This window comes from Chitinophaga oryziterrae (assembly GCF_009758125.1).
GTDB lineage: Bacteria > Bacteroidota > Bacteroidia > Chitinophagales > Chitinophagaceae > Chitinophaga > Chitinophaga oryziterrae.
In genome coordinates this window covers 910,962-923,689 of the sequence record NZ_WRXO01000002.1, presented here as the reverse complement: position 1 = coordinate 923,689, position 12,728 = coordinate 910,962, and the positions used below count along the sequence as shown (strand labels likewise).

4 protein-coding genes are annotated in these 12,728 nt (G+C 43.8%); all 4 read right to left on the bottom strand.

Going from position 1 to position 12,728, the window contains the following annotated elements:
• Positions 1-17: 17 nt before the first annotated feature.
• From GO495_RS11285 to GO495_RS11270, 4 genes are read right to left on the bottom strand one after another with little or no spacing between them, the layout of a single operon-like run.
• Complete coding sequence (locus GO495_RS11285; RefSeq protein WP_157299774.1) at positions 18-8,972, bottom strand: Ig-like domain-containing protein; 8,955 nt, start codon at positions 8,970-8,972, stop codon at positions 18-20.
• A gap of 41 nt (positions 8,973-9,013) precedes the next feature.
• Positions 9,014-10,291 carry a DUF4302 domain-containing protein gene (locus GO495_RS11280; protein ID WP_157299773.1) on the bottom strand — a complete coding sequence of 426 codons (1,278 nt, stop codon included), beginning with the start codon at positions 10,289-10,291 and terminating at the stop codon, positions 9,014-9,016.
• Between the two features lie 42 nt (positions 10,292-10,333).
• The gene (locus GO495_RS11275; protein WP_157299772.1) at positions 10,334-11,245 is read right to left on the bottom strand and encodes a zinc-binding metallopeptidase; all 912 of its coding nucleotides are present in this window, start codon (positions 11,243-11,245) and stop codon (positions 10,334-10,336) included.
• Between the two features lie 25 nt (positions 11,246-11,270).
• Positions 11,271-12,725, bottom strand: coding sequence for a RagB/SusD family nutrient uptake outer membrane protein (locus GO495_RS11270; RefSeq protein WP_157299771.1), 1,455 nt, complete (start codon positions 12,723-12,725; stop codon positions 11,271-11,273).
• Between the last annotated feature and the right edge of the window lie 3 nt (positions 12,726-12,728).

Sequence of the window (12,728 nt, the reverse complement as noted above, 5' to 3'; positions counted from 1 at the left end):
ATCTGCAAATTTTAAGCTTACCGAATCAGGTTAACGGAACCTTTCCTGTCTACCTCAGTACCATCCAGCAGTTTCAGTTTACATACATAGATGTATACACCGGAAGGTTGTGCTTTACGTTTGTAATAGCCATCCCATCCTACTGACTGGTTATTGGTTTCGAATACTTTCTCACCCCACTGGTTGAAGATCATAAAGTGTACTTCTTTTATGATAGCACCATACACCTGCAATACATCATTCAAGCCGTCGCCATTTGGTGAGAAGGCATTAGGGATATAAATACCATCGGTGAGGGTTACAGCAGATGCCGGATCAGATATTTTATCATTACAACCTTTCGCTTTAACGATCAGTGTAACAGTTTGTACTGGTCTTAATCCGGTAACTATATGTTCCAGTCCGAGAGGTCCGGAAGAAGGCGTTGTCCAGGTAACACCATTATCTGTAGATACTTCATAACCTGTTGCACCGTTAACAGCATCCCATTTGAAACGGACAGCGTTCACGCCGACTGAATCAACTGTCACCACAGGACTAACAATCACTGGTAGTACCAGCACTGTAGCCGGCGTACGTTTGCTACCAGGGCAACCTCCCATTACAGTTTCTACATAATAGATGGCTTTGCTGACAACAGATGGTACAGTGAAACTTGTACCGGTCCCCAGCAGTGCACCATTGACAGCGGCATTATACCAGTTGTATGTCAGTGCCGGATCAGGGTTCTGTACGCTGAAGGTGACACTCGCTCCATAACAAACCGTGATGGTATCCTTCACCATTTTCGCACTACCCGGATCATTTACTACCACTTGTTTTGAAGTATCACCGATACAACCGGCAATGGTAATAATATGCAGCTCTTCCACATAGGTACCTGCGGCAGGATATTTCCTGGTGACATGTGGTGTATACGCATTGGTACCGTCTGCAAAATTCCATTTCCAGATATTGATGGCGGCATTGTTCTCTGTAACAACCTGGCCATCCAGTATGGCTTCATCACTGATACAACCGGAGTAATCTATACTGAAGTCTACCAGAGGTGCGCTGATCACTTTTATTTCCAGTATCACTTCAGAAGTATTATTACAGCTTTCTATATCCGGATGACTCATCTGCAATGGTATGTAGTAAGTACCCGGAGTAGTGAACATGTAATCACTGATGAGATTGTATTTGTAGTATTTCTTTCCGTTTGCTTCCAGCGAATCCACTGGTACAGGGTTAGTCTGTGTAACATCTGCTCCTGGTATCAGGTTATTTACCTGGCTTAACTCCCATTTGAGTAAAGTAGGTTTGATAGGCAGCATAGCAGTAAAGCGGAATGGTGTCTTAGCACATGTATACTTGCTTGGAGTACCACTTGAATCGTAAGTATTACTGAAGGTCGTTTTCATGTTCAGGTCCCTTACCAGCGTACCGGCGTTGTAACCATAACTTTCTACACTACCTAATCCGTAAGTGATAGCGGTAAAGGCTGAATCACTGGTTACGATACATTGTGCCTTGGCGGCCAACCAACGTTTTACCACTACTGTATAACCACTCTTGTTTGGATGAGCATATGAATAATCGTATGTATTGGAACCATCAATCATCAGAGAAGGCAATGCTGATGTTGGCGTGATCAATGTCAGGTAATTTACATTGATGGACTCTACGTTGTTACGATATAATCCCACACTGTTAATACCCTGTTCAATCGGACTGAGATAGAATATCTCCGGATCTCCGTCTCCGTCTGTATTAGGACAAGCCCCCTCAGAAGACAGGTACTGTGCCACGGTAACAGGTTTATCAGCTTCCACATAATCCGCTGTCCCACTCTCATATTGATAGTAACGGGCATTTATCAGACCTCTCATTCTTCTTCCATTCAGGAATACTGCAGTTGAAGTATCCTTCACCATTACACGATAAATGTTTGTGGCTAACAGTGTAGCATCTTCACTGTTGGAAGTAGGTGCGGTAAGATAATGCTGACCCCATGCCTGTGAAGGGAAGTTCTGCTGGATATTGTTATCACCGGAGGTACCAGACATACCATCACAACTTAATGAAGTACGGCTGTTACCGGAAAATACACCTACAGGATAACACTTACCATTTGCATTAGAGATCGAACGGATCTTACTACCAGACAGGTCATATCCTTCTGCACTTGACTTGATAGCACCCAGTACCTGGTAAACTTCTCCCTTGTTCAGTGTAATCGTAAACGGTACTCCCGCAGGACGGCCATTCAACGTTGGCGTTGAAGGAGTGATCTCTACCATTGTATTATCATTGTCCGCTACTACATAGAACCATGAGTAAGTATTGTCATTACTGCCATAGCTCTGGCGGGACATCAGTGCATAGTACTCATATCCATAAGTCCCAACCGGTAATAACATGGTTGCACCGGAAGATGCACTTCCATAAATATGTGCATAAGCTACTATCGGTGCATCACTTTCTATACTGATACCTTTATCGGAAAGACCTTCCACCAGCAGACGCGCATCACTTAAACCATTCTTCGGTATAAGATCCGTCACCAGTACATTTCTGGCAGCTACCGTGTATTCTTTCTTCCATGAGGTACCGTTTACTTTTACTGTTACGTGCGACAGCTGATCGGCACTCAGGTACAACACCATACTCTGACTGTTATCAGTACCAAAGAACTGGTGATGACCGTAACCCACCCAGAAGCGGGTGCCTCTGTTGGAACTGTCTGGCATAGCCGGCAGAGTAGGTTTATCAGGAAGATTTCCTTTCAGACCGGTAAATCTGTCGATATATTTCAATGAAGTATCTGCGATGATATTCGCTGTAATATCCACTGTACTGCTATCATTCACCTGCCATACAGAATCTGTATCAGTTCTTCCCAGGCGGATACTCGTTTCCTTATCCATAGTACCCTGCCATGAACCCACATAGAATTGTTGCAGATCAAAATTGTATCCACCAGGTCCGTTCGCATCCATATCCGTATAGAAGTACATGAACTCTCTGCCCGCTGCCAGTTTAGGCGGCCTGATACCGGAATATCTCTTCAGTGCGATATCTGTTGGTACGGCTGCAGATGGAGACCAGGTGATCTTCGCCACGGTATCTGTACCAAACATAAACCGTTGTGTAGTACCTGCAGCAGGCGCTAACGGTACAGGTTGTAACAATGAAGGTTCAACCGCTGGCAGGAACTCATAGGCTCCCATATCAGGTACACCTTCTGCCAGTGTAACAGGACGATATTGATTATTGATATCATGATCATTACCTGTTACCTGCACACCACGGCCATGTATAGCCCATACATCCGGATTGTTGACATCAGGTGCCAGATTTGTATTGCTTATAAATGCCGGTTTGTATACGATAGAGCTGATATCCAGGTCGGATGCAGTTCTCCAGTCGGCTAAAGTAGCAAAATTAGTAGCTGTAGATGATCTTCTTACAAGCGTAGCACCGGAAGTATACAGTGTATTGTAATCACTGTTGATGAAATCAGGTGAATACACCAGTAAAGCATACCCTCCACCCAAATGAGAGAAGATATTATTACGCAGCCTGATATTACTATAGGTGGCGCCTGTATGGTATAAGTATCCGGCTACATTGTTGTTTGATGAAGTAGCGCTGCTCTGGAAGGTATTATTGTAGTAATTGACATTGTTGTTCAGATAACTGTACAAAGCATAAGAGCTGCTACCGGAGGTAGCTATACCCACTACGTTATTGACAGTTGTATTATTGCTGGAATAATAAAGATCCAGACCATACAGCGAACCGGTATTGCCTGTTGTTGCATATATCTTATTGGCTGCTACCAGTCCCTGCATACCCAGTGTAGCATCACAATACTCCATGTAAATACCATATACCGTAGTAGTAGTAGTACTGATGTTCACTTTGTTTTGTGTAACACGGTAAGCAGAGTCTCCATAGCTTAAAGCAATGCCATAAGAAGTACCTGCCAGTGGGGCAGTTCTGTTAACTGTATTCCTGGTAACAGATATACTGGTCGTATTCAGGGCATAAATACCATTCACGTAAGCGCCGTTCACAGTGTTGCTGTCTATCACAAGTGAAGGAGCTAACAATGTATTTGACGGACCTGAGAACCAGATACCGCTGGCGCCATTGGTAAAGGTATTTCCTGCGATGGTGATATTCTTACCAGGGAAGGTATTAGCATATACCCCAACTATATTTGTATTGTTAGCAGTAGTGGCCGGCATGTTTATCTTATTATACAACAGGCTGTCATAAGCTGCTGTACCTGCCAGTTCTACTACTCTTGCGCTAGTAGTACCTGCCGCTGTAATCGTCAGGTTTTTATAGGTTACATAACTGGCACTATCCAGTTTTAATACATAGTTGAGTGCGGCCGTTGTCGGATAAGTAAGTATAACAGAAGCAGGGTCACCGTTCTGACTGCGGAAGGTGATACGACTTGTATCTGAAGCCCCTCCTACTTTATGCATACGGACCTGTTCTGTGTATGTACCAGGTACTGCTTCAAAAATCACTTCACCAGCTATACCACATTCCATGGCCTGCACTGCTGCTGTAAATGAAGTGAAGTTCCTGGAACCGGACCCTGCAGGATCGATCGTGTAAACGCCTTTGATCAACGGTGCATTCATATTCACATATGCAACTGTTGAATAGGCGGTATCCGTACCACTACATACGATGCGGCAACGGAAGTAATTATTCATGCCCAGTTCTGTTTTGAACAGGGATACATACATTGTATCAGTGATATTGATCCATGGACCATTTGTGGTAAAACCAGACTGCCACTGGTAGGTCAGTCTTCCACCAGGTGTATTGCCTGTCAGGTCCAGTGTAATTGGTTTGCCCAGACAAATACCCGAAGTAGGCGTAACTACAGCTGTACCAGGATTGAGTGGTGTCTGACACAGATGTATATCTATTTCATAAGCACCGATATCAGGTTTGGTCGTACTTCTTGTTACACCCAGGATATCATTGGTGATACCTACAGGCACACCGGTATTATCCAGTGGTACAATTACCGGAGCAAGATTACCATTCGGCAAATCTGCATAGACAGGATCCATGCTTATAGAAGCAGCATCCTGACTGGTAGCTATCTTCCAATCTGCCAGGGTTGCATAATTAGCGCCAAAATAACCTGTGTAATTAGTATTAGCGGCACCACCACCCTTCACATAATAGTCATTATTGTTGGCCACGATCTCTGTACCAGTTGATCCCAGGTACATCGCATATTTCGCACTGAGAGCCGGAGCCGTGACGGTAATGATATTATTGATGAACTTCAGTTCACTGGTAGTACCACTCTGATAAAATCCTGTTAAAGTGTTGAAGGTAGAACTGCCATTATTATTATCTATAGAGATAGTATTATGATAATAGTAAGCATTGGCAGAAGAACCATTGTAGATACCATAAGAAGAACCCTGACCATTGACATTGTAGATAACATTGTTAGATACAATATTAGTAGCTCCTGTTGGAGCATCTGAGTAGCTAAAGGCGATACCATAGAAGGCATTGGTACTGGTAGGAATGCCACCAAAAGGATTGGTAATCCTGTTTTCGGAGATATTCAGTAATCCACTCTGACCAGTTACATAAATTCCGTCAAAGGTAGATACACTGGTACGCGTAGAACGGGTAATCAGGTTACCACGAACCTGCGTATTATAAGGATACTCCAGGTAGAACCCATAGATATAAAAATCTTTAACAGTATTGCCGGTAAAGCGGTTGCCGATGATCGGGTCACTATCACCACCCACCACTGTTACACCATAGTAACCACCGGTAACAGTATTATTACTGAAAGTATTACCGGTACAACGGGTGCTACCGGTAAAATCAGCACCATTATCAGAAGCATTCATCACAATACCTGCGTAAGCATCAGAAGTAGAGGTTGTGCTGGTGATGATATTACATCTGCGGAAGGTATTACTGTCTGCATAATTGATCAGTTGAACACCATATCCGTATGAGCCTGTACCTCTGGCATCAATAGTCAGACTATCGAAAGTAATATAGTCCGAATGTTTCAGCTTGATTACCGCACGTTCATCCGTATTCGATGAGCTGAAATGGATGGTATTACCATTACCCAGGAAGGTAATTGTGTTGATCGCAGAAACCCCTCTTATTGAATCCAGCGAAAGCTGTTCTTCATAAGTAGTACGGCCCGCAACAACATTAAATATCACCGGTCCGCTGATACCACATTCCATGGCAGCTTTCGCAGCATTGAAGCTTACGAAGTTAAGTGCACTTGCCGGCGCATTTTTATCAATTGTATATGTATTACCAGGCAGGGCAGGATTTACGGTTAACAGCACCGGATCAGAATAGGTGGTACTGGTACCGCAGGTCACTGCTGCACGGTAGTATAATGTGGAGGTTGCTTTGATAGTCGTATCAGGGAAATTAATCGGAAGACCCAGATTGGTATACGTACCGGTAGCAGTTGTTGAATATTGCCACTGATAGGTTTGCGTAAGTCCCATTGAGTTACCGTTGAGATTCAGTGATACCGGTACATCCGCACATACAGGTGTGATGTTAACCGCGGCAGCACCTGCTACCGGAGGAGCCGTACATACTGCAGGCGTAAATTCATACGCACCCATATCCGGCGTAGTGGTACTACGGGTGGCATTATTTATGTCTGCCAGGATACCCATGGGTGTCCCCCTGTCATTCACCGCAGCACTGGTAGGAGCATAATTGCCGGTAGTAATATCTGCATAGATAGGATTGGTAGCAATGGAGTTAGCATCCTGCAACGCAGCAGTTCTCCAGTTGGCCATTGTAGCCTGATTGCTTCCGTTATATCCTGTAAAGGCATTTGTTACTGTAGGGCTGATAAAGAGATCATTATAATTTGAAACGATCACACTGCTGGTACTGGCAAAATAGATCGCGTGTTTAGTGCCTGGTCCGCCACGGGTGATCGTGATAAGATTATCAATGAAATTGATACCTGCAGCAGAGGAAGTCTGGTAAAAACCCCTGGTCACATAAGTAGATGCAGTAGTAGCACCATCCAGTGAAAGCGTGTTATGATAATACCATACATTATCCGAACTGGAATTATAAATTCCATATACACTTCCGTTTCCGGACAGGTTATACATCAGGTTATTGCTTACCACGTTTTCCAGTTGCGACAACGCGTCCACACTTGTTAAATAAATCCCATAGAAAGTATTCGTACTGGTTAAAGCCCCTCCAAACGGATCAGTAAAACGGTTAGCATTCATATTCACCTTCGTACTGAGTCCTGTCATATAAATACCATAGAAATCACTCACAGAAGTACGGGCAGGTCTGCTGAACGTATTGTTCTGAATATTGGTATTAAAGGCTCCCTGTATGTACATTCCGTAATTATAAAAATCACGGAATTTATTATTGGAAATCAGGTTATTTGCATTTGATGCAGTTGAACTGGCAACTATGGTCATTCCATAGTAACCGCCGATAATGGTATTACCCGTAAAGATGTTGTTATCACAGCTGGGAGCACCGGTTGAGGTAGCAGAACTGGCGCTGCTGCTGATCACAATACCTGCAAAGTTGGTAGAAGTAGAAGTTGTATTACTGAGGATGGTACAGTTGGTGAAGCTATTAAAGTCTGCATCATTTATCAGTTGTACGGCAAAACCATATTCAGTTCCTGCACTACCCTTCGCATTGATCACAAGGTTTACAAAACGGATATAATCAGCACCATTCAGTTTGATTACTTCACGTTCATTACTGTTGGTCGATAAGTAAGCAAGTGTATCTGCATTACCATTAAACGTAACAGTGTTTGTTGCGGAAGCACCCGGAACAGGGGTTATGTTCAGTTGTTCGTTGTATGGGCCGGAGCCTGCAACGACATTGAATACTACTGGTCCGTTGATACCGCATTTGATATAGTTATAGGCATCATTAAATGAAGCAAAGTTGCCACTGCCTGTAGGTAATGCTTTATTGATAGTGAACGTTCCTGATACCAGTGTAGGACTGGTTACCTGTACGGCAGTAGATGTAGCCGTAGCACCGCTTGCACTACATGTTACCACGCAGCGGTAGTAAGTACTTGCCAGCTGTGTGGTGGTCAGTGCCGCCGTTGTATCGTTCAGGATATTTGTCCATGTAGTATTATTCGGAGAAGACTGCCATTGATATTTAAGCCCTGAAGCCACGGTAACACCGGTAAGGCTCAGGGTAAAGTTCTCATTCAAACACACACTGGAAACGCTGGTGACAGCTGTTCCCGCATTAGGTGTACCTGTACAGGCAAGAGCCGGGGTCCAGTTGAAAACGATATCAGGGCGGGTATCCATATTCCCGCTATTATCAGGTTCGATCGTACTGCACAGACTCCCTTCATTATCATTTTTGTAGGTACTGGACCCATTGAAAGATAAGCCCTCTGTCCATGCCACCACTGCGTTACTGGTATATTGTATAGGTCCTGTAGGGTTATTAGGGTCCCCGGAGCAAACTTCTATCAGTATATTATCCACACCATTCCAGAAAAATGCCGGGGTACAGGGGAAGCTGTTCAAACCAGCCACCGGCTGGTAATCAACCGGACCATAGATCACTGTTCCGGAAGGTTCCCAGGTTACATCACTCAACGAAGCTGTGGACGTAGCCGATATTTTTACTGTATACTGTTCAATCGTACCACAGCCATTTACGTCTGTGACATTAAACTTAACAGCGTTAATAAAACCGGGGCCTATGCCTTTGGCTATTAATTCGCTTGCCTTGTAAAGGTATTGCGCACGGTTACCTTCCCAGTAATCCTGCAAAGGAGCCGGATAGGTAGTACCGCCGTTTGAACCGGTCCCGGAACCGATGGTAACATCTGTTTGTCCGTACGACCTCAATGCCGACAAGAGCATGAAGAGCAGGTACAGGGTGGTTTTCAGTACAGAAAAGGGCTTAGTTCTCATATGGGTCTTATTTATACTAAGGGTTCAAAAATGGATGTACATCAGTTTTGCCAGGTGATCCAGCTACGCGCATCTTTGACGTTCACCATATCATAGGTGTAATTGCCTGTTTGCACGAAATAGAACCCTGCGGTTTCAGAGAATTTGGTTGTTATGTTTGCCATAGGTGTAGCGCCATCTGCGGGAGCTGTGCCGAAAGTACCGGCAGCAGAAAAAACAACGGTGCCATTTGTATTAAACTTAGGTTTTAATGCAGGGCCGAAAGTAGCGGTTGTAAATATGGCGCCTGCATCATATCCCGAATTAAAGTTGGGATAGTAAAACATAAACTGAAAGCCGGAAATACGCTTTATTCCATAGGCATCATCCACACCGTCCACATGGAAACCATTTGTAGATACCCAGTAAGCGCCCGCATTGGCCGCAGCATTCCACCAACGGCTACCGGCGCCGGTATCTACCACCAATGGTTTAATAACGGCCGTAATAGTGGCATCTGCGCCATTTACTTTAAACTTCATTATTTGTCCCCCAGCATCCCAGGTCACGTTTTCAAAAGCGCTGATGCTTTGTTTGCCGTCATTGAGCGGGGATGTCAGCGCGATACCATTACTGGTATAGTAATACGGTGTGCTAAAAGATTTTGCCCCTTCGGCCGTAGTCCATACAAACTGTATCTGACGGTATAATTTATCAACGTAGATATCGTACTTGCTTCCACCTGCCGTTAACTGTTTAAAGTAAGTAAGGAACCGGGAAATATTATTGAACTCCCAGTTCCGTTTTTTCTCGTAATAATCCTGTGCCTCCTGTGAGGTAGCTTTGACGAGCACGGCTTTACTGCCATGCAAACGTCCTGTAAGTTTTATGGTATCGCCATAAACACCATCTATGGCAAATTCAAAATCAGAGAATAATCCTGCACCATATGTACCGCCGTTAACACTTGCGTCGGGATCACATAGTACGTGTATGTAAGAATAGGTATCAAACAATAGTGAAGGCTGCTGCAGGGCTTTCAGGCGATAGCTGCTTTCCTTTACCGTTACAGCAGAGAGTGAGTCAAAATCCGAGAACATCTGTACCCGGTTTGCCGTATCAAATTTGAAATAAAACCCAAAGGGGGTACCCGGAAGACCTGAAGGGTAAACAAATCCTTTCCAGCCGTACTCAGAACCTGTTAAAGCGGAACTATATTCTGCCAGTGTTTTATTGATCCTCTCATCCGGAGACTGATCAAACACAAAATCATCTTTTTTCCTGCAGGAAGAAAGTGTAGCCGTGATCAGTAATATATATAAGAATAGATTTTTTGTCATAAGGATTGTTTTGCTTCCCTCCCGGGTATTCATCTGTTTATTTTAATAAAAAAGACCGTCAATAGATTTCCTTGTATTCTTCTGCAGACTATAGAAGTCGATGTTATATGCCGATTTGAAATAGCTTACTACCATGGCTTCCTTTTGTCTTAACCGGTCCATCGCCTGGGCCTGTGTAACACCGTCTTCACTTGTACCTGCCGGCACACTGTTTACCAGTTTATCAAATCCGCCTTTACCTTCTATCAGCATGGTAGCGATCATCTCCACGAAATCTTCATTTTCACTGGACATGGCATAGGGTGTTACAAAACCATCCCAGTGCGCCGTCTGATCAGAGATGTTGTTCCAGTTACCTGTATAATAACCTGCGCAGATCTTTTTGAACTCTACAGGATACATGATAGTCTGATGAAGGATATGCCCGAATTCATGTTCTATCACATGAAAGATCTGTTTCACATTCGCGGTATCACCCAGTCTATACCCGTCCATTTGTTTTGTGCGGAATTCATTCAGCAGGTACATTACTACTTTGCGTCCGCCTTCTGCCGTACCCAGCGTGATGGTACCGTTATTATTCCAGCTGGCACTGCCGGAGAGAATGAAAAACTTAGGGCTGTATTTCTTGAAAAAAGAAGACCCTGCTTCGTTGATATAGTTATCTATCCACACTTTCTTAATGGCCCGCATAGCAGGTATTACCACTTCTTCTTTAGGCGGCACCAGTGTTTTTGTTACATCAAATTCGAACTGGTCCCATTTATATTTTACTTCTATATTATAAGGCACTGTGATAGTGTCGTACAACCAGGCATCCAAAGACCCCGGGACCCAGGTATCGCCGCCCAGGCCCGGGATATTCTGCACACCACTGAGATCATCTTTTTTACTGGAACAGGCGCCCAGTACAGCTACTACTGTCAGAAAAAAGAATGCTTTTATAAGTTTCATATCCTTGGTTATTTTTTAATTAAGATCAACGGGGATTAAGCGCTATACCGGATGTTAACGCAGACGCAGGGATCTGTAATACCCGGCGTTTATCATCCGCAGCCAGTGTAAACGTTTCACCGAATACGGTGTAATGCGTTACCGGTATTTTATACCGCTGAAGATCGAACCAGCGGGATCCTTCCTGCACATATTCTGCACGTTTAAAATCCATCACCGTCTGTAACAAACCGTTTGCTACAGATGTAATACCATAATAGTTTTTGATAGAAGTAGTTGTAATCTTATGCGTACCAGCGTTATAATTCTTGATCCTTTTACTGGCGAAGAGGTTCAGGTCTGCCAGCACCGCATCATTATTCCCGAGATAAATATTTGCTTCTGCCCTGTTGAATAATACTTCTTCTGTAGTGAAAAGAGGCACCATTACATAAGGGTCTCCGATGGTGGCATTCACAGAAGACTTTACAAAGTATTCTGTCAGTTTTGGCACGAAGTAATCTGCTGAATTATAGTAATACACGGGATACACAAACTTTCCACCTGTAACATTACTTTCCAGTATCGCAGTTTCATGTGAATAATCAAGTCCGTATCTGTATTGTGCCACATAACGGCCATACAGGGAAGGCGTTTCTACCAGCAACAGGTTTGCACTCTGAGAAGCATTTGCGTAAATAGCAAATAATTCAGCAGGTGTCATTGTGCTGTAAGTAGTATTCCATGGACGCATGTTACCGGCAACATCATTATTAGGAAATGCCAGGTTTGCATATTCTACTACCTTCTGATAGTTCTTCTTAAAGAGATAGAACCTGGTAGCAAAAGCATATGCGGCAGATTTATTAAAATGATAATGCGGTACTTTATAATTCCCATCATTGATCAGTGGCAATCCCTGCAACAGATCTTTCTCAATCATATCATATACATAAGCCACTGTTTTACGCTCGTATTGTTTCATTACCACAGTTTCCGGTTCTGTCACATAAGGAATACCAGCGTCATTGGCGGCAGTTGTTTCATCATAAAATTTGGAGAAGAAGGTCACCAGCATAAAATGAGCATATGCCCTTGCCACCAGTGCTTCTCCTTTCTGTGCCTGGTAAAGGGATGTATCGGCAGCAGCATTGCAGGCCTTCAATGCATTGTTGGCAGCGGCAATAGCTGTGTAACAAGCCTGCCAGTAAAACTCCGGAGAGTCTTGTTGTGTACTTTGTACATCATTGAAACTAAAAGGGTCCAGGTTGGTCCTTTCGAGAACGCCGGCAGCTTTATCAGCTACGTTATCGGACATCGCCTCACAAAAAACAATATAGTTTCCCTGCGGATAAGCAGTACCCAGCAACTGGGTCACCTTTTCCGGAGTATCCAGTTCTGTCCAGCTACTGTCTGGAGATTTATCAAGATATTTCGTACACCCTGAAAGGGTTAAAACACTTATACTAATGACCGATGCCTTTGTAAAAAAATTCATCATAAC

What these genes read in the sequence shown, in the direction of transcription:
- GO495_RS11280 (WP_157299773.1), bottom strand. Translation starts at nt 10,291, where the DNA reads ATGACAAAAAATCTATTCTTATATATATTACTGATCACGGCTACACTT.
- GO495_RS11285 (WP_157299774.1), bottom strand. Translation starts at nt 8,972, where the DNA reads ATGAGAACTAAGCCCTTTTCTGTACTGAAAACCACCCTGTACCTGCTC.
- GO495_RS11275 (WP_157299772.1), bottom strand. Translation starts at nt 11,245, where the DNA reads ATGAAACTTATAAAAGCATTCTTTTTTCTGACAGTAGTAGCTGTACTG.
- GO495_RS11270 (WP_157299771.1), bottom strand. Translation starts at nt 12,725, where the DNA reads ATGATGAATTTTTTTACAAAGGCATCGGTCATTAGTATAAGTGTTTTA.